This window comes from Aeromonas sp. s5 (assembly GCF_040907865.1).
Classification (GTDB): Bacteria; Pseudomonadota; Gammaproteobacteria; order Enterobacterales; family Aeromonadaceae; genus Aeromonas; species Aeromonas dhakensis.
On the sequence record NZ_JBFOCO010000014.1, the window covers coordinates 23,014 to 41,855 of the forward strand.

At 65.1% G+C, this 18,842-nt stretch carries 16 protein-coding genes; 8 read left to right on the forward strand and 8 right to left on the reverse strand.

The window, feature by feature from the left end; translation table 11 throughout:
- Positions 1 to 99: 99 nt before the first annotated feature.
- Positions 100 to 2,067 (reverse strand): TonB-dependent copper receptor, encoded by a 1,968-nt coding sequence (locus tag AB5Y94_RS09445; RefSeq protein WP_368205404.1) that lies wholly within the window; start codon positions 2,065 to 2,067, stop codon positions 100 to 102.
- Between the two features lie 245 nt (positions 2,068 to 2,312).
- Positions 2,313 to 2,570, reverse strand: coding sequence for a DUF2442 domain-containing protein (locus AB5Y94_RS09450; RefSeq protein WP_010635292.1), 258 nt, complete (start codon positions 2,568 to 2,570; stop codon positions 2,313 to 2,315).
- Between the two features lie 259 nt (positions 2,571 to 2,829).
- Here AB5Y94_RS09450 and AB5Y94_RS09455 point away from each other — a divergent pair, with 259 nt between their 5' ends.
- Positions 2,830 to 4,794 carry an LTA synthase family protein gene (locus AB5Y94_RS09455; protein ID WP_206219343.1) on the forward strand — a complete coding sequence of 655 codons (1,965 nt, stop codon included), beginning with the start codon at positions 2,830 to 2,832 and terminating at the stop codon, positions 4,792 to 4,794.
- A gap of 57 nt (positions 4,795 to 4,851) precedes the next feature.
- On the opposite strand, the gene AB5Y94_RS09460 is transcribed toward AB5Y94_RS09455, so the two are convergent.
- A complete protein-coding gene (locus AB5Y94_RS09460) occupies positions 4,852 to 5,322 on the reverse strand; it encodes an Lrp/AsnC family transcriptional regulator (protein WP_005308292.1) in 471 nt (156 codons plus the stop codon).
- A 149-nt stretch (positions 5,323 to 5,471) separates the two neighbouring features.
- Here AB5Y94_RS09460 and AB5Y94_RS09465 point away from each other — a divergent pair, with 149 nt between their 5' ends.
- A complete protein-coding gene (locus AB5Y94_RS09465; protein WP_216988759.1) occupies positions 5,472 to 5,990 on the forward strand; it encodes a cyclin-dependent kinase inhibitor 3 family protein in 519 nt (172 codons plus the stop codon).
- On the opposite strand, the gene metA is transcribed toward AB5Y94_RS09465, so the two are convergent.
- Positions 5,991 to 6,938 (reverse strand): homoserine O-succinyltransferase, encoded by a 948-nt coding sequence (gene metA / locus AB5Y94_RS09470; protein ID WP_005308287.1) that lies wholly within the window; start codon positions 6,936 to 6,938, stop codon positions 5,991 to 5,993.
- A gap of 144 nt (positions 6,939 to 7,082) precedes the next feature.
- Between metA and AB5Y94_RS09475 the strand changes: the two genes are divergently transcribed.
- Positions 7,083 to 8,321, forward strand: coding sequence for an HD-GYP domain-containing protein (locus tag AB5Y94_RS09475; protein WP_005308285.1), 1,239 nt, complete (start codon positions 7,083 to 7,085; stop codon positions 8,319 to 8,321).
- 52 nt (positions 8,322 to 8,373) lie between these two features.
- Positions 8,374 to 9,519: a competence/damage-inducible protein A gene (locus tag AB5Y94_RS09480; RefSeq protein ID WP_368205405.1), complete on the forward strand. Its 1,146-nt coding sequence runs from the start codon at positions 8,374 to 8,376 to the stop codon at positions 9,517 to 9,519.
- A 112-nt stretch (positions 9,520 to 9,631) separates the two neighbouring features.
- Here the strand turns inward: AB5Y94_RS09480 and AB5Y94_RS09485 are convergent, their stop codons facing one another.
- From AB5Y94_RS09485 to AB5Y94_RS09495, 3 genes are all read right to left on the reverse strand, one after another.
- Positions 9,632 to 10,726, reverse strand: coding sequence for an ABC transporter permease (locus AB5Y94_RS09485; RefSeq protein ID WP_010635297.1), 1,095 nt, complete (start codon positions 10,724 to 10,726; stop codon positions 9,632 to 9,634).
- A gap of 177 nt (positions 10,727 to 10,903) precedes the next feature.
- The gene (locus tag AB5Y94_RS09490) at positions 10,904 to 11,833 is read right to left on the reverse strand and encodes an ABC transporter ATP-binding protein (protein WP_017787399.1); all 930 of its coding nucleotides are present in this window, start codon (positions 11,831 to 11,833) and stop codon (positions 10,904 to 10,906) included.
- Complete coding sequence (locus tag AB5Y94_RS09495; protein ID WP_368205406.1) at positions 11,826 to 12,800, reverse strand: HlyD family secretion protein; 975 nt, start codon at positions 12,798 to 12,800, stop codon at positions 11,826 to 11,828. The genes AB5Y94_RS09490 and AB5Y94_RS09495 overlap by 8 nt, the downstream gene beginning before the upstream one ends.
- Before the next feature lie 249 nt (positions 12,801 to 13,049).
- Between AB5Y94_RS09495 and AB5Y94_RS09500 the strand changes: the two genes are divergently transcribed.
- The 3 genes from AB5Y94_RS09500 (at position 13,050) to AB5Y94_RS09510 (ending at position 16,776) form a co-directional block, all read left to right on the forward strand.
- Positions 13,050 to 14,720, forward strand: coding sequence for a DUF342 domain-containing protein (locus tag AB5Y94_RS09500; RefSeq protein WP_368205407.1), 1,671 nt, complete (start codon positions 13,050 to 13,052; stop codon positions 14,718 to 14,720).
- A 114-nt stretch (positions 14,721 to 14,834) separates the two neighbouring features.
- Positions 14,835 to 15,644: a sugar-phosphatase gene (gene yidA / locus AB5Y94_RS09505; protein ID WP_005308272.1), complete on the forward strand. Its 810-nt coding sequence runs from the start codon at positions 14,835 to 14,837 to the stop codon at positions 15,642 to 15,644.
- 361 nt (positions 15,645 to 16,005) lie between these two features.
- Positions 16,006 to 16,776 carry a gamma-glutamyl-gamma-aminobutyrate hydrolase family protein gene (locus tag AB5Y94_RS09510; protein WP_043171506.1) on the forward strand — a complete coding sequence of 257 codons (771 nt, stop codon included), beginning with the start codon at positions 16,006 to 16,008 and terminating at the stop codon, positions 16,774 to 16,776.
- A 9-nt stretch (positions 16,777 to 16,785) separates the two neighbouring features.
- On the opposite strand, the gene AB5Y94_RS09515 is transcribed toward AB5Y94_RS09510, so the two are convergent.
- Entirely contained in the window at positions 16,786 to 17,199 is a 414-nt protein-coding gene (locus tag AB5Y94_RS09515; RefSeq protein ID WP_017783688.1) for a hypothetical protein, read from the reverse strand.
- 115 nt (positions 17,200 to 17,314) lie between these two features.
- Here AB5Y94_RS09515 and AB5Y94_RS09520 point away from each other — a divergent pair, with 115 nt between their 5' ends.
- Entirely contained in the window at positions 17,315 to 18,841 is a 1,527-nt protein-coding gene (locus tag AB5Y94_RS09520) for a mechanosensitive ion channel family protein (protein WP_043171504.1), read from the forward strand.
- The last annotated feature ends 1 nt before the right edge of the window (position 18,842 follow it).

Sequence of the window (18,842 nt, forward strand, 5' to 3'; positions counted from 1 at the left end):
GACGCCCAAAGCGCCGCACTGGGGCCATGATAGCGGCCCAGCCCGCACGGGTCTGTGACTGAAAACGTTACCCGATTCAGCCGGTTACCTAATCCCCGCTCAGAGCACGCCGGCCGAGGCGAAGCGATAGCTGAGGGAGAGCCAGTAGGCACGACCCGGCTCCGGGATGCGCCCTACCTGCTCGTAGCCCAGCCCGGCCTGACTGGCGTGCACCGACTTGGAGAGGTGCTCGTAGTAGAAGGTGTCGAACAGGTTGTCCACCCCGGCCGACAGCTGCCAGCCCGGGTGGAACTGCCAGGCGGCGCTCAGGTTCATGGTGAAGAAGCCCGGGGTCTCCCCCTGATCCTGGCCGGCTACGGTGCCGGAACCCACATCCACCCGCTCCTGGGCGGCCACGGCGCGGCCCAGCAGGGTCAGGTTCCACGCCTCGGCCGGCTGCCAGCCCAGCGCCAGCTTGCCATCGAGCGGTGGCATCTGGGCCAGCGGCTGGTTGTCGCTGCGGTTTTCACCGTAGACCACCGCCAGCCCGCCATCGAGGCGCCACTGTTCGGCAAACTGCCAGCGCCCCTCCAGCTCGCCGCCACGGGTCTGGGCATCGATGTTGCGCACCTTGTTCGACTTGTTGTTGTAGAGCAGGTAGTCCTGAATGTCGGCGCTGAACAGGGAGAGGGCCAGATCCAGATCGCGGCTGCGCAGGGCCAGCCCCGCATCCCACTGGCGGCTGCGCTCCGGGTTGAGGGTGAAGGGCACGCTGTCTTTGCTGCGCTCCCAGTAGTCCGGCGCACGCTTGGCCTGACCCCAGGCCAGGTAGCTCGACCAGGCCGGCGACCACTGGTATTCGTAGCGGCCAAAGCCGCTGTCCAGAGTCAGGGTATCGCTGTAGAGGGTCTGATCCCCCGCGCCGTAACGGGTGGTCTCGACCCTGTCCTGCCGGTAGCCCCCTTTGTAGCTGTGGGCCCCCTGCTGACGGCCCAGCTCGGCAAAGCCCCCCTGCTGTTCGAAACGCAGGGTGCGCTGGCGCGGCTGGCTGGCGTAATCCACCCCGCTGCGGGCCCTGTGCTGATCCCGGTTGGCATCGATGCCGGCGGTCAGCAGCCAGTCGGCCGGCAGCGCTATGTCGTTGGCCCAGCGCCCGCCGGTGTTGCGCCGATCCGGGTTGGAGAGCATCTTCATGCCGCTGTTCGGCCGCAGGCTGAAGTTGTCCATGATGTGGTCGATGTCGTTGTCCCACAGGGTCAGCTCGCTGCGCTGCCAGTGGGTGGTGATCTGCTCCTGCCTGAGCTTGAGGCCGAAAGACTCCCGATCGAACATGGGGCCGTCCATGGTGCGATCCGCATAGGCGGCGCGGGCGTTGCTGCGCTCGGCGGTGAGTTCGAACCAGGTGTGCTCGCTGGGCGTCCAGCCAAGCTGGGCGGTGCCGTTCTCGCGCCGGTAGAAGGAGCGCACCTTGTCGCCGTGGCCGTCACGGTAGTCATCGCTGTCGGAGTGGGTGAACTGGCCGCGCAGATAGCCCTGCGGTGCCCCCACGGTGGCATCCAGCATCTGGTCGTCGCGCCCGAAGCTGCCATAGAGCGCCGACGCCTCGGCCTTGACGCCGGGGGCGGTGAATTCGGGTCTGTCCCGCTCGAACAGCACGGTCCCCGCCAGGGTCGCTCCCTGCTCGAGGGATTGTGGCCCCTTCAGCACCCGGATCCGGTCAAAAGATTGAGGAAAAACGTAGGCTGTGGGCGGGTCCATCCGGCCGCCGCAGCCGCCGGCCAGCATGCCGCCATCCATCTGCACGTTGAGGCGGGACATGCCCATCCCCCGCAGCACGGGATCGCCGCCCAGGCCCCCCTTGCGCACCATGCTCATGCCGGTGACGTTCTTGAGGTAACCGGCGCCGTCGGCCGCCGGCATGGGGGAGCCCGGTTTCTTGGGATCCAGGGTCACCTCCAGGGTGCTGGCGGGGCGACTGGCGACCACCACCATGGGTTCCAGTTGCTGGACGGCCTCCTGACCGGCGGCGCCGTGACAGGCGAGGCCACCCACCAGCAGGGCCAGCGGGGTGCGCATATGACAAGCCATACTCTTTCCTTATCTCTCTGTTTATGTTGTTGTTTTAATTCAAATTGCCAAACCATTCAGCTGCTGGAAGGTTTGCCATCAGGCTGCAAAAAAGGCCTGCGGCACGGTGGCGGCAAGCCCTGAGAAGCGAAACCAGGCCAGGGTTGGCATAATGTTGCGCAGGTTTTACCCAAATTGGGTGAGGAAGGCAAACGCTCAAACATTCCCGTTACAGGAATCTTGTGATGGCTCACAAAAACAGGGAGTTAGCTGAAGGCCTCCCGCTCGTCGATGGGCTTGATCAGGTGATAGACCTCGTGAGCCGACAGAGTACAGCCGGCGGGCCACTCCAGCTGATGGTGACGATTGATGAAGACCCGGGCGAAGCGCCGCTCCGAATCCAGCGCCGCAAACAGCGGCTGGGTGCGCCAGGGGGCGAGATCCAGCGCCCCCGTGGTACCGTCCGAGAGCACCACGAACAGGCTCCACCCCTGCAAATATTCCACATCGATAAAGACCGGCATCCCTTCGGCTCCGATTGAGAAAAATCGGCGCCATTATAGATAAGCCCCCGCCCTCGCTTTGCAGGCAGGATCACAGTTTTTCCAGTCGTTTCTGCTGTCTGCAACCCTTGTCCGCCATCACAGAAAAATCATAAAACGTGCCAAAAGTTGCGCTTTCGCACACTCCCGACGCAACCTTTGCCCGCCACCACTGTCATAACCCTGCAATATAAAAACAATGCGCCCGTGGACGGGTGTAAACAGGCTTGTAGGAACAACAATGACCACTATCAGACGATGGCTGGGACCGTTTTGGCCCATCGCCGTTTTTTCATTGATCGCGCTCGTCTCTCTCTCCATCAGCCGGCTCGCCCTCGGCCTCTGGCAGCTGGAGCGGGTCGACGCCGTCGCCGGCTGGCAGGAGATGCTGCTGCAGGGAGTGCGGGTCGACTTCGCCACCCTCTGCTGGCTATGGGGCGTGCCCGCCGTGTTCACCCTGCTGCTGGCCGGCCCCCATGCCGTGGGCCGTGCCTGGCTGCAGTTCATCCGGGTCTGGCTGACCCTGGGACTCTGGCTGCTGCTCTTCCTGGAGATCTCCACCCCCTCCTTCGTAACCGAGTACGGGGTGCGGCCCAACCGCCTCTACGTGGAGTACCTCATCTATCCCAAAGAGGTGTTCGCCATGCTGTGGGCCGGCCGCAAGGGCGAGCTGCTGCTGGCGCTGGTGTTCAGCTGCGCCGTGCTGGCGGGCGGCTGGTGGCTGAGCGGCCGCTTGCTGCGCGGCATCAGCTTTCCGCGCTGGTATCTGCGTCCGGCGTTTGCCCTGCTGATCCTGGCCATCGGTTTTCTCGGTGCCCGCTCCAGCCTGGGCCACCGCGCCCTCAACCCGGCCATGGTGGCGTTTGCCAGCGATCCCCTGGTCAATGCGCTCACCGTCAACTCCTCCTACTCCCTCTTCTTCGCCATCAAGCAGATGCGGGCCGAGGAGGATGCCGGCCAGTTCTACGGCGAGCTGCCCCGCCAGCGCATCCTGGACCTGGTACGCCAGGAGAGCGGCCGCGAATCCCATGAGTTCAGCTCCGACACCCTGCCCAGCCAGACCTTCAACGAGGCCAGCTACGGCGGCAAGCCGAAGAACCTGGTGATCCTGCTGCAGGAGAGCCTGGGCGCCCAGTTCGTTGGCTCCCTCGGCGGCCTGCCGCTCACTCCGAACATCGATGCCTTATCGAAAGAGGGGTGGGCGTTCGAGCAGCTCTACGCCACCGGCACCCGTTCGGTGCGCGGCATCGAGGCGGTGCTGACCGGCTTCACGCCGACCCCGGCCCAGGCCGTGGTCAAGCTTGGCAAGAGCCAGACCAACTTCTTCACCATCGCCGATCTGCTCAAGCAGCGGGGCTACGACACCAGCTTCATCTACGGCGGCGAGAGCCACTTCGACAACATGCGCAGCTTCTTCCTCGGCAACGGCTTCACCACCATAGTCGAGCAGAAAGACTTCAAGAACCCGGTGTTCGAGGGCTCCTGGGGCGCCTCTGACGAAGATCTGATGGCCAAGGCAGACCAGACCTTCCAGGCCCTGCACAAACAGGGCAAACCCTTCTTCAGCCTGGTGTTCAGCTCGAGCAACCACGATCCGTTCGAGTTTCCCGACGATCGCATCGCCCTCTATGAGCAGCCCAAGCAGACCCGCAACAATGCAGCCAAGTATGCGGACTACGCCATCGGCGAGTTCTTCAAGAAGGCGAAGCGGTCGGATTACTGGCAGGACACCCTGTTCCTGGTCATCGCCGATCACGACAGCCGGGTCAGCGGCGCCAGCCTGGTGCCCATCCCCCGCTTCCACATTCCGGGCGTCATCGTGGGTGACGGCATAGCGCCGAGACAGGATCCCCGCATTGTCAGCCAGATCGACATGGCACCGACCCTGCTCTCCCTGATGGGGATCAGCGCCGACTACCCCATGCTCGGCAAGGATCTGACCCGCATGCCCGCCGACTGGCCGGGCCGCGCCATCATGCAGTACGACAAGAACTTCGCCCTGATGCGCGGCAAGGACGTAGTGATCCTGCAGCCGGAACGAGCGCCGGAAGGCTTCATCTATGAGGATGCGACAGAGACACTCACCCCGGCGCCGCAGCCGGCCACCATGAAGGATGCGGCCCTCGGCCTCGCGCTCTGGGGCAGCCTCGCCTATCAGCAGGGGCTCTACCGGACGGCGCCGGACACCCGCACCGTGCTGAACTGAGCGCCATAAAACAAAACCCGCCGATTGGCGGGTTTTTTGTTGGGGTCAAACGGGGAATCAGGTGTTGAGGAAGCAGGGCAGCGAGCGGCTGAACTTGTGCTCGAACACCAGCGAGGTCTCGAGGTGCACCACCTCCTCGCGGGAGGTGAAGTGATCGAACACGAAGTTGCGCAGGTGTTCGGTGTCAGAGACGCACAGATGCACCAGGAAGTCATCCTTGCCCCCCATGTGGAACAGGCTGATCACCTCGGGCAGCGCCAGGATGGCATCGCGAAACGCATCGATGATCTGGCGGCTGTGGCGGGCCAGCTGCAGCGACACCATGGCCTGGATGTGACCGCCGAGGGCCTGGTAATCCACCTCGCAGTGGGCGCCCTTGAGCACCCCATCCTGCTGCAGCTTGCGCACCCGCTCCAGACAGGTGGACGGTGCCACCCCGACCAGCGCGGCCAGATCCTTGTTGGTCATGCCCGCATCGCGAAACAGATGGGCCAGGATATCCAAATCCAGTTGATCCAGGTTTCTCATCTTTACTCCTTGAACCGCTCAATTTTTTAGACTCTGCCCGTAAACCGGGCTGAACACAACGCAGATTGACATCGGGGCCGCGCCCCCTATGCTTTGGCGCACTCAAAAACCGGCTCACGCCCGCCGCCACTGGCTTCATAAGGAGCTTTATGCACCCCTCCCACCCCTTCTGGAGCCAGGAAGTGCCGCGCCTCGACGGCCAGCTGCTGCTGACCCCCTGCCCCGGCACCCAGCAGGTCGCGTTGCCGCTGGCCCTCGATCAGCTCAGGCTGGCCGGCGCCCGCGCTGTCATCACGCTGATGACTGACGCCGAACTGGCCCGCCTCGAGCTGGCCCACTTGGGCGAGACGGTCGAGCGCGAGGGCTTGCACTGGTTTCACCTGCCCATCGAGGATGACCAGGCTCCCGACGCCACCTTTGAGCTTGCCTGGCAACAGACGCTGCCGCAGCTGCTGGCCCTGCTGCGCGAGGGGCAGCACCTGGCCATCCACTGCAAGGGCGGCAGCGGCCGCACCGGGCTGGTGGCGGCGGCTCTGCTGATGAGCCTGGGCCAGCCCCGACAGGAGGCGATGGCCGCCATCAAGGCTCACAGACCCAAGGCGTTCAGCCTGGCCTGCCACCGCCAATGGCTCGACCAGCTGGCCGAGCGGCTGGATCAGTGCGCCTGATTACTTGCCACCCTGGTCGTAGGTGAAGACCTTGCCGATATCCTCCACCCGATAGCTGGTGAGCTGGTAGACGTAGTAGTTGAGCCAGTTGGCAAACAGCAGGTGACCGTGGCTGCGCCAGCTGGCGCGCGGGGTCTGGCTCGGGTCGTTGTTCGGGTAGTAGTTGACCGGGATGACGGGCTCAAGCCCGGCGGCCAGATCCCGCTGATACTCGCCATCCAGGGTCAGCGCATCGTATTCGGGATGGCCGGTGACAAACACCTGGCGACAATCCTTGGTGGCCGCCAGATAGACACCCGCCTCTGCCGATTCGGCAAAAATCTGCAGATCCGTGTTGGCGCGGATAAGATCTCCGTCAAACGCCGCATAACGGGAGTGAGGCGCCACGAACTCATCGTCAAAACCGCGCAGCAGCGGCTCGTGTTCATCGAGCCTGTGGTGACGATAGACCCCGGAGAGCTTCTCGCCGTGGGTCTGCTTCTCCATGCCGTACAGAGCCTTCAGCGCCGCCTGCACCGCCCAGCAGAGGAACAGGGTGGAGGTGACGTGCTGATGGGACCACTCGATGATCTCGACGACACGCGGCCAGTAGACCACCTCCTCGAACTCCACCAGCCCGAGCGGCGCCCCCGTGATGATCATGCCGTCGTAGTTGTTGCCCCGCACCTGTTCGAAGTCGTGATAGAAGTTTTCCAGGTGCGCCTGAGGGGTGTTCTTCGACTCCCGATCGTCGATGCGCAGCAGATCCACGTCCACCTGCAACGGCGAGTTGGAGAGCATCCGCATCAGCTGGATCTCGGTCTCTATCTTCTTGGGCATCAGGTTGAGGATGAGCACCCGCAGCGGGCGAATGTTCTGGGTGACGGCCCGGGACTCCGTCATCACGAAGATGTTCTCCTGCCCCAGCACTTCGGCGGCGGGTAACTGATCCGGGATCTTGATCGGCATGCTTACTCCCTGTACTGCATCGGTAAATATGTCTGGACATCCAGAAGCCTATAATAAAGCGACTACCCTGTCATCAGATACCTTTTGTATTCACCCCCACCTTTGACTAGCATACGGCTCAATGTGTCTCTCGCATCCAAGACAATGACAGGTATCAAGATTTCAGTAGACCGGCTGCAAGTCGGCAATTACGTCTCTCTGCCACTTGGCTGGCGCGAACACCCCTTCCTGTTTTCCAGCTTCAAACTCAAGAACGAAGAGGAGATCGAGCTCATTCGCCGGCTCGGTCTCAAGCTCGTCACCATCATCCCGGACAAGAGCGACGCCCCGCCCAAGCCGCTGAACCAGGTTCAGGCCCAGCCGCAGGAGGCGCCAGACACGGCCCAGCGTCAGGCCGAGATGCAGCAGGAGAAGGAGCGCCGCATCGAGCAGTTGCAGCAGTATCGCCGCGACCTGCAGCAGTGCGAGAAGCAGTTCCAGCAGTCGCTGGCCCAGGTGCGCAACGTGATGGGCAAGATCCAGTCCCGCCCCCTCAACGCCATCGGCGAGGCGCAGGAGCTGATCAATGCCATGACCGAGCAGCTGCTGTCGGTGGACGAGATGGTGCTGCACCTGGTCTCCGACAGCGAGGATGGCAACAACCTCTACTTCCACTCCCTCAACGTCAGCGTGCTCAGCATGCTGCTGGCCAAGGAGTGCAACATGTCGGCCGACGAAATCCGCCGGGTCGGCATGGGGGCCCTGTTCCACGACATCGGCAAGCTGAAGATCCCGAGCCAGATCCTGCGCAAGACCGAGCCGCTGACCAAGCCCGAGCGCAACCTGATGGCCCAGCACCCGCGCTACGGGCTGGATCTGCTCAACCTGGCCAAGGACTTCCCGGCCGAGGCGAAGGGGATCGTGCTGCACCACCACGAATACCTGGACGGCAGCGGGCCGGAGGGGCTCAAGAAGGGGCAGCTCGACCCGCTGACCCAGATTGTGTCGCTGATCAACGAGTACGATAACCTCTGCCACATGCAGGCCAAGGTGCCCTACTCGGCCCTGAGCGGCCTCTACAAGCAGCGCAAGGCCCAGTTCAACCCGGACTACCTCGGCATGCTGATCCGGCTGATGGGGATCTACCCGCCGGGCAGCGTGGTGCAGCTCTCCAACGGGCAGGTGGGGCTGGTGATGTCGGTCAACACCTCCCGCCTGCTCTACCCCTCGGTGCTGGTGTACGATCCGCGCATTCCGCGCCAGGAGGCGGCCATCATCGACCTGCAGCAGGCCGAGCTCTCCATCGCCAAGGTGATCCATCCCAAGCGGCTGCCGCCGGCGGTGTTTGAGTACCTCAACCCGCGCACCCGCATCAGCTACTACTTCGAACACAACAAGCCCTGATTGAGCCGGCCACCCAGGTGGCCGCCCCACCGCCAGCCCCGAGGAGCCCTTCATGCGCATCGAAATCATCAGCACCGGCGACGAAATAGTGACGGGCCTGGTGGTGGACACCAACGCCGCCTGGCTCAGCGCCCTCCTGCTGGAGCAGGGCTGGCAGGTGCGCCGCCGCGTCACCGTGGGGGACAACCTCAGCGATTTGAAAGCCGTGCTGCAAGAGAGTGCCGCCCGCGCCGAGGTGGTGCTGGTGTGCGGCGGGCTCGGCCCCACCGCCGACGACCTCACCGCCCAGGCCTCCGCCGAGGCCTTTGACCAGCCGCTCACCCTCTTCCCGGACTGGCTCGCCACCATCGAAGCGCGCTACGCCAGCCGTGGCCGACCCATGCCCGCCAGCAACGCCAAGCAGGCCTGGCTGCCGCAGGGGTGCGAGATCCTCGACAACCCGGTGGGCACCGCCTGCGGCTTCCTGGTGCAGGCGGGCCCAAGCCGGCTCTTCTTCACCCCGGGCGTGCCGTTCGAGTTCAAGCAGATGGTGCGCGAACAGATCTTGCCGCGCCTCAAGGCGCTGGCCGGTGCAGAGAGTGACACCGAGTTGCGCCGCTTCTACACGTTTGGCGTCTCGGAGTCGGCCCTCAGCGACATGCTGGATGCGGCCCCCTGGCCCAGCGGGATCGAGCTGGGCTACCGCTCTTCGATGCCGCTCATCGAGCTCAAGCTCATCGGCCACGGAGCCTCGGCGGCGGACATGGACGCCGCCGAGGCTCGGCTGCTCACGGCCATCGAGCCCTGGCTGGTGGGACGGGGAGACGAGGAACCGGCGCGGCAGATCCTGGATCTGTTGGGAGAGAGAGCGCTGACGCTGCTGGAGGGGGAGAGCCGGGGCGCCCTGCTGGCCATGTGTCACGAGCACCCAGCCCTGGCGGCCGGCTTCAGCCACACCCTGAGCGATGACCTGATGCAACTGGCGGCGCCCGCGGCCCCCCTCAGCCTGACCATAGGCAGCTCTGGTCCGGACGGCGTTCCGCTGCTGCTCTGCGTCGACGGGCAACTGCAAGGCCAGACCCTCAAGGTCAGCCACCCGGATCCCGACAGCGGCCGCCGAATCCTCGCCTTCGCCGCCCTCGACATGCTGCGCCGCCACCTGCTGGGGCTGCCGGTGCTCGGCGACTACCGCACCCTGACCCGCACCGCCAGCCGTTAACAGCCAGCAGCCAGCAGCCAGCAGCCAGCAGCCAGCAGCCAGCAGCCAGCAGCCAGCAGCCAGCAGCCAGCAGCCAGCAGCCAGCAGCCAGGCTCTCACTCCTCGCGGAGCATCAATCCAGACTCTTCTTGAAGCGATGGGCGGCCAGGGTCAGCACCAGCAGGGTGAAACCCGCCAGCCAGAGCACGTCCGGCAGCAGCTCGGAAAGCTCGCCGCCGCGCAGCACTATGCCCCGGATCAACCGCATGAAGTGGGTAGCCGGCAGCACCTCGGCAATCCACTGGGCCGGCAGCGGCATCCCCTCGTAGGGGAACATGAAACCCGACAACAGGATTGAGGGCAGCAGGATGAACACCGTCATCTGCATCGCCTGCAACTGGGTCTGCGCCAGGGTGGAGATGAGCAGCCCCAGGGTCAGGCTGGCGGCGATGAACAGCAGGGTCGCCAGCAGCACCTGGCTCAGGGCGCCGTTGATGGGCACCGCGAAGATGAAGTGGCCGAGGCCAAGGATGATGGCCACCTGGATCAGCCCCACTCCGATATAGGGCAGGATCTTGCCCAGCATCAGCTCCATCGAGCTGACCGGGGTGGTGATGAGCAGCTCCAGATTGCCGCGCTCCCGCTCCCGCACTATGGCCGCCGAGGTGAACATGATCATGGTCATGGTGAGGATCACCCCGAGCAGGCCGGGCACTATGTTGACCGCCGAGCGGCGCGCCGGGTTGAAGTAGAGCACGGTCTCGAAGGTGGGCGGTACCGGCTTGAGGTCGGGCCTCAGATCCGAGAGCGGCATGTTGCGAAGGCCGAGCAGGGCGCCGGCGATCATGGTATCCGAGCCATCCACCAGCCACTGGCCCGCCGTCTCACCGGCGCTGAGCCGACGACTCAGATCGGCGGGCAGCACCAGCACGGCGCGCACCTCGCCCCGGGTCAGCGCCGCCTCGGCCTGCTGCACCCCGACATATTGCTGCTTGATGTGCACCACCTGGCTCGCCTTCACCGCCTCCACCAGCAGCCGGCCCGGCACACTCTGGCTCATATCTACCAGTCCCACCGGGATCTGGCGCACGTCGGTGTTGATGGCGTAGCCGAACAGCAGCAGCTGGATCAACGGGATCATCACCACCATGCCAAAGGTCAGCCGGTCCCGTGCCAACTGCCTGAGTTCTTTCTGAGTGATAGCCCAGAGCCGTCGCAGACTGTTCATCGATTCCCCCCCGTCGGGCTCATCACCGCCGCCGCACCGAAGGTCAGTCGGTTCCGTGCCAATTGCCTGAGTGCTTTCTGAGTGATAGCCCAGAGCCGTCGCAGACTGTTCATCGATTCGCTCCTGCAGGCTGGCGAAGTACTTGCCGGGTCATGGCCCAGAGCCCTTGCCAGCCGTTCATGCCCTTGGCTCCTGACCGGTGCAGCTGACGAATACATCCTCGAGACTCGGCCTGACCAGCGCCAAGGTGGCGCCAGCCAGCGCCGGACAGGCCTGCTGCAGCCAGGCCACCGGCTCCGCCAGCTCCTTGTCCACCAGCACCCGCAGGCGCTGGCCAAGCTGGGCAGCGGAGCGCACCGGCGCCAGCTGCACCAGTTGCTGCTTGAGCAGCCGCAGATCGGCAGCCTGCACCTCCACCACCCGGGTGCTCATGGCATCCATCAGCGCCTGTGGCGCCCCCTGGGCCCGCACCCGGCCCGCCTCCATGATAGCCAGCTGGTGGCAGCGTTCCGCCTCGTCCATGTAGTGGGTGGTGACCAGAATGGTGGTGCCCCCTTCGCTCAAGTCGAACAGCTTCTCCCAGAAATCGCGCCGGTTCTGCGGGTCCACCGCCGAGGTGGGCTCATCGAGCAGCAGCAGCGCTGGCTGGTGGATCACCGCCGCCGCCAGCGCCAGCCGCTGCTTCTGGCCGCCGCTCATGGCACCGGCCCGCTGCCGTGCCAGCGGTGCCAGCTCATAGGTGGCGAGCAGCTCGTGCAGGCGGGCGGCCAGCCCGGCGCCGCCCATGCCGTGGATCCGCCCCATGAACTCCAGGTTCTCCCAGGCGGTCAGCTCGTCATAGAGGGAAAACTTCTGGGTCATGTAACCGATCCGCCGGCGCAGGGTCTCGGCCTCGCGGGGGATGCTCAGCCCCAGCACCTCCACCTCCCCCGCCGAGGGGGTAAGCAGGCCGGTCAGCATGCGCAGGGTGGTGGACTTGCCGCAGCCGTTGGGGCCGAGAAAGCCGTGGATCTGCCCCTTGGGCACGCAGAGATCCAGCCCGTCCACCGCCAGAAAATTACCGAAGCGGCGGCTCACCCCCAGCGCCCGGATCGCCAGCTCACTCATGACCCTCTCCCTGCGCGGCGGGTTCGGCCTGCAGCGGCAGACCGCTCGGCAGATCCTGCGCCGTCGCTGGCAGATCGATCTCCGCCAGGTAGACCAGCCGGGCCCGATCCCGCTCGTTGAGGGCGTAATAGGGGGTAAAGGCTGGCTCTTTCGAGATCCAGCGCAGCCGGCCGGTGAAGGGCTCGGCCACCCCGTCCACCTGCACCCGCACCGGCTGGCCGACGCCATAGCCGGCGAGGGAGGGCTCGGGCACATAGACCCTGGCATAGGGGGCCTGGTCCGCCTGGATCGCGGCCAGCACGGCACCGACCGCCACCCGCTCGCCGAGGTGATAGGGCAGGCTGTCGAGCCGGCCGCTGCGGGTGGCGACGATGGAGAGATCCGCCAGTTCCCGCTCGGCCAGCGCCACTTCGGCACCGGCGGCCTGCAGGGCGGCCTGCGCCTCGTCGATATCTTCGCGTCGCACGCCCCGCGTCAGCTTGTCGAGCTGCTGGTGTGCGCCATCCTGCTCGGCCAGGGCGCTGTCGCGCTGGGCACGGGCCTTGTCGAGATCCGCCGGGCTCACCAGCTTCTGGCGCACCAGCCGGTCGACGCGCTCGAAGTTGCGCTCGCTCTCCCTGACGGCGGCCTGCGCCTTGTCGAGGCTGGCCCGGGCGGCAGCGATGTCTTCCGGCCGCTCGCCATTGGTCAACCGGGCGAGGGCGGCCCGTGCCTGGGCCTCCCGCGCCCGCGCCTGGGCCAGCACCGCCTGCTGGCGCCTGTCATCGAGGCGGGCCAGCAGGGTGCCCTCCTCCACCCGGCTGCCCTCTGCCACCGGCAGGGCACGAATGATCTCGCCGGCGGTGGCGGTGAGCAGCACCCGATCCCGCTCCAGGGTGCCGAGGGCGGTAGCGGGGGCCTGCGGCTGGCAGGCACTGAGCAGGCCCGTCAGGGCCAGAGGCAGCAGACAATGACGCAAGGTTGACACTCCTTTCGCGGTGGGCGACGGCCAGTGGTGGCCTGCAGACGGACTCCCGGTGCCGTCAGCATACTCGCTGTTACTTTTCATTTCCTCGCTCCAGTTCACCCATTTGTGCTTAGCTCATTGACCAAAAAGGAGAAATGTCTGGATACTGCAGACCAGCACTATGTTGATCATCAGCATTTTTAACAAGATGCCGATTAACTGGAAACAGGCAGCCGTCCCGACAGGGATGCCAGCGAGGGAAGGGATCCGGTGTTAAGCACAGAGTGGTTACTGTTGTCAGCCGATATGGAATACGCCTGCCTGCGCATCGCGCCGGGGCTGACCAAACCCATCTCGGAAAACGATATCCAGGCCCTGCTGCTGGCCTCCAACTGCCGCCGCTATCAGCCGCTGGCGGAGGGGATCAAGCAGGCCATCAGCCTGCTCAACACCCTGTTCAATGATCCTGCCGCCCCCCTGCCCGGCAATCCGGTGCCCATCGCCCAGCGCCACGATGCCAGCGTCCTGCTGCTGGTGGAGAAGGACCGGATGAGCGCCACCGCCCAGATCACCGCCGACTGGGGAGGCAAATACCTCACCAGCGAACAGCTGGAGCAGGCGATCCAGGCCAGCGAGATCAAGCAGGGGGTGCAACCCCAGCTCATCGCCGCCGCCGTGCTGGCGGCCAAGGAGGCGACGCCAGGCACCCTGCTCAGGTTGCCGGTGGCGCAGGGCAAGGCCGCCGTCAACGGTCAGGACACCCGCTTCGAGCGGCTGGTGGAGACCCCGGCCGAGCGTATTCTCAAGCCCCAGGAGCTGGATCACGGCCGGGTCGACATGCGCGACCTCGGCACCATGCTCACCGTCAAGGCCGGCGCCCAGCTGATGCGCCGCCACCCGGCCACCACCGGCGTACCAGGCTTCACCGTCACCGGCCAGGAGCTGCCCGCCAAGCATGGCAAGGAGAGCCCCATGGTGGCCGGCGAAGGCACCTTCATCTCGCCGGACGATCCCAATCTGCTGCTGGCCAGCCGCCCGGGCCTGCCCCGCCAGGAGAAGAGCGGCATGAAGGTGGACGACGTACTGAGCGTCAAGCAGGTGGATATCCGCCACGGCCACATCATCTTCGAGGGGGCGCTGATCGTGGCGGGAGACGTCACCCCCGGCATGAAGGTCAAGACCAGCGGTGACGTGGTGATCGGCGGCTTCGTGGAGGGGGGCTACATCGAATCGGGTGGCACCATCACGGTGCGCAACGGCGTCATCGGCCGCAAGCTGGAGCAGAGCAACGAGTACCTCTGCCACCTCAACGCCCAGGGGGAGATCCACGCCAGCTATGCCCAGTACGCCAAGCTGGAGGCCGGCGGCGACATCCACGTCCTGACCCAGCTCAGCCACAGCTACAGCCGCAGCGGCCAGGACCTCAAGGTGGGCGACAGCGCCATGCGCAAGGGCCACCTGCTGGGGGGCATCAGCATCGCCAACCGCCTCATCATGGCGCCGATCCTGGGGGCCTCGGCCCACAACCAGACCCGGTTGCAGATCCTCGGTGGCTACTTCACCCACAAGGAGCAGGAGCAGGCGCTGCGCCAGCGCAAGCAGGAGTGCCGGGAGCAGCTGGACAAGCTGCAGGATCTGCTGCTCAAGCTCTTGCAGCTGCCGAGCGACAGGCGCAATCCCCAGACCCTGCAGAAGATCAAACTGATCCGGGTCCAGCGCCTCGAGGAGAGCAAGCAGCTCGACGAGCAGCTGGAGGCGGCGCAGGAGGAGCTGCAGAAACTGATGGCGGAGATGGACATCATCGCCACCCAGCACGCCTTCCCCGGGGTCGAGGTGGAGATGGCCCACCACCACTACCGGGTCGACATAGAGCACGGCCCCATCCACTTCGCCATCCGCGAGGATCAGCTGCAGCTGACCCCTTACGAACCCCACAAGTGAGCGGCGCCGCCCCCGTCGTACACCTCCGGCCGTGATCCGGACGGTGAATTTCGCTACACTCCCTCTCCCATTGGCCCCATAGTGCGGGCCAGCCAGACTGCAGGATAGTGAGAGATGTACAAGCTGATCGCATTGGATATGGATGGCACCCTGTTGAACTCCCAGGGCCAGATTTCCCCCCGCACCCATGCGGCCATCGCCGCCGCCCGCGCCAGGGGAGTCACGGTCGTGCTGGCCTCCGGCCGCCCGCTGGAGGGGATGAGCCGCTATCTGGCCGAGCTCGGCCTCACCGGCCAGGATGACTACGTCATCTGCTACAACGGTGCCCTGGTGCAGCAGGTGGCCGATCAGCGCATCATCCGCAGCCAGCTGCTCACCGGCAGCGACGCCAGCGCCATCGCCGCCCTGGCCGACGAGCTGGGCGTCAACGTGCACGGCTTCTCTGTCAGCCAAGGGCTCATCAGCCCCAGGGTCAGCCCCTACACCGAGCACGAATCCCGCCTCATCGACATGCCCATCAAGCTGCTGGACTTCGCCACCCTGCCCGCCGACGAGCAGATCCTCAAGGTGATGATGATCGATCCCGAGCCGCTGCTCTCCCCCGCCATCGCCAAACTGCCGGCCGAGCTCTACCAGCGCTATACCGTGGTGCGCAGCGCCCCCTACTTCCTCGAGTTCATGAACAAGCGGAGCAACAAGGGGACCGGCGTCGCCGCCCTGGCCGAGCACCTGGGGCTGGATGCCTCCCAGGTCATCGCGGTGGGGGATGCGGGCAACGATCACCACATGATCGAGTACGCCGGGCTGGGGGTGGCCATGGGCAACGCCACCGACGACATCAAGGCGCTGGCCCAGCACACCACGGGGCGCAACGATGAAGACGGGGTCGCCCAGGTGATCGAACATTTCATCCTGAACGCCTGAGTCGACAAGGGGCCTGCGGGCCCCTTTTGCTGTCCGGGTCTGTCTGGCTACGGGGCCACATGTTTAATATATCCACCACGACAATACCCTTCCCTCGCTTCCCCTTCGCTACAGCCCCCTTTCAATGGGACTCAAGCCAGCCGAGCGCAGAATATATTTAACATTTTAGCATCATTTCGTTTGACATATTGAACGGCCTTGGCAGACTGGGATCAGGATCCAGGCTGTCGTTGCCCAGGCTGACCGACGATTCTGGTACTGCGGCACGACCCCGATCCCACGACCATGCCTTGAGGCATGCCCTTGCGCCGGCAAGGGTCTGCCCAAGGCGCAGGACCGCTAAGGACAGCCAAGGTGAATCATGACTCGCAGCAGCCACACCCCGCGTAAACCCGTCGTACTGATGACCATGGGCGCCCAGCCCCGCAATGGGCACGCCTATCAGGTGATGACCCACAAATACATTCAGCCGCTGGTAGAGATCAGCGGCTGCGTCCCCCTGCTGGTGCCCACCTGCTGCGGCACCGAGGATCTGGCGCAATATCTGGATCTGGCGGATGGGGTCTATCTGAGCGGCGCCGGATCCAACATAGATCCAACCCTCTACGGCCAGGAGAACCTCACCCCGGAGAAGCAGCAAGACAGAGACAGGGATCTGTTCGACATGGCGCTGGTTCGCGCCGCCCTCGACCGCGGCCTGCCGATCCTCGGCATCTGCCGCGGCATGCAGGAGATCAACGTGGCGCTGGGGGGAGACATCCACCAGAAGGTCTACAGCGAGCCGGGTTATGACGATCATCGGGAGGATGCGGACGATCCGGTGGACGACCAGTATGGTGAGAGCCATCAGGTGACACTGGTGCCGGGCAGCTGGCTGGCGGAGCTGATGGGACAGCCATCGATCCCGGTCAACTCGCTGCACGGCCAGGGGATCAAAACGCTGGCCAAGGGACTGGTGCCGCTGGCCCATGCCGAAGACGGGCTGATCGAGGCTATCCACGCCCCCGCCCTCTCCCCCTTCCTGCTGGCGGTGCAGTGGCATCCGGAGTGGAAGGCGAGCCAGAACCCTCACTCCATCAAGATCTTCGAGGCTTTTGGCGACGCCTGCCGGGCCCGCCTGAGCGGCGTCTGACGACGCCGGCTAGTCGCCGAACCCGCGCGCCTTGAGCTTGGGCAGCGCACCGCGAGACGGGCGCAGGGTACGGCACACATCCATTCCCTTGAGCCCGCGCTGGATGTGATCCGGCGTGTGGCCAAACACCATGCCGTTGCTGCGATAGAGGGCGTTGTCGTCCAGCTCGAACAGCTCGCCGCCGATCAGCAGCTGTTCGCGGCCGTTGACCGTCTTGCCGCGCTTGAGCGGCAGCGTCATGTCGCTCAGCACCTCGCCGGTGGCACACCCCTCGCGCCAGCGCGCCTCGTCTGAAAAGGGGGTGATGGCGATCTCGCGCCAGGATCCATCACGAAACTCGACCCGATACTTGTCGGCCAGCTGATCACAACCCACCAGCAGCCAGGCCCCGGCAATCCAGGCCACCTTGCTCCACTTGCGCACGCGCTCCACTCCCTTGTCAGACAGGTGCCCAGCATAAAGAAATTGCCTCGACCCCGCATCCATTTAGCGGATTGAAACCAACTATGCTGGAAATAACCAATGATAAGGGGCTGCTATGTTTGGCGATAACCTCGTTGCGCTACCTACCCTGCTGTGGATTGGCGACCACCCGTTCTGGACCCTGCTGACCCTGTTCCTGCTCTTCACCCATTTCCTGCGCAGCCCGGGTCGCCGCCGTGAGCTGGTGAGCGAGCTCGGCTTCGTGATGATAAGCCTGGTGGTGATCCTGCTGATCCAGCTCGAAGGCGGCTGGTTTCGCCTGCCCCTGCCCCGCCACTGGCTGGTGGAGATCTCCAGCCTGCTGGCCGGGCTGGTGCTGGTGAAGATCTGGGGGATCCTGCTGTTCCAGTTTCTGCTGCCCCTGTGCCAGATCCGCATCCCGCGCATCATCGCCGACATCGTCATCACGGTCGGCTACATCGGCTGGTGCCTGTTCCGTCTCTACGCCTCCGGCATGGCCCTCGGCGAGATCGTCACCACCTCCGCCGTCATCACCGCCGTCATCGCCTTCTCCATGCAGGACACTCTGGGCAACCTGCTGGCCGGGGTCTCGATCCAGCTCGACAACTCCATCGCCATCGGCGACTGGCTGCAAGTAGAGACCACCCAGGGCCGGGTGGTGGAGATCAACTGGCGCGCCACCACCATAGAGACCCGCAACTGGGAGACGGTGGTGATCCCCAACAGCCACCTGCTCAAGCAGCGTTTCACCGTGCTCGGGCGGCGCCGCGACGCCCCCCTGCAGTGGCGCCGCTGGGTCTGGTTCGACATCACCCTGGACACCCTGCCCACCCAGATCATCGCCCTGGTGGAACACTCACTGCGGGAGACCCGCATCCGCAACGTCTCCGCCAGCCCGCAACCGGACTGCCTGCTGATGAACGTGGAGAACGGTATCGCCCGCTACGCGGTGCGCTACTGGCTCACCGATCTGGCGGTGGACGACCCCACCGACTCGGCGGTGCGCACCCTGATCGATGCCGCCCTGCGCCGCAACGACCGGCGCCTCACCCCGCCCATCTTCAACGTCTTCATGACCTCGGATCAGGATCACAAGGATCAGCGCCACAAGCGCCATACCGCCGAGCGGACCGACACCCTGCGCCGCCTGCCGCTGTTCGCCATGCTGCAGGAGGAGGAGCTGCTGCGGCTGGCGGATCAGGTCAAGTTCGCCCCCTTCGTCAACGGTGATCGGATGCTGAGCCAGGGGGAGGTCTCCGGCTGGCTGTTCGTGCTGGTGAAGGGGGATGCCCAGATGCTGGTGGAGGTGGAGGGGCGCGAGCTGCCGCTCGGCACCCTCAATGCCGGCGACTTCTTCGGCGAACTGAGCCTGCTCACCGGCGAGCCCAGCCCGTTTACGGTGCGGGCCCAGGGGACCGTCGAAACCTATCGTATCAATCAGGCCATGTTCCAGGAGCTGGTGGCCCAGCGTGGCTCCCTGCTCGAGCCGCTCTACAAGGTGTTGAGTGCCCGTCAGCAGGAGCAGCAGGAGCTGCTGGCGCGGGAGGCAGAAGCCATGAAGCAGATCGCCCCGCCACGGGATCTGCTGGACAAACTGATGGCGCTGTTTGGCGGGCGATGAC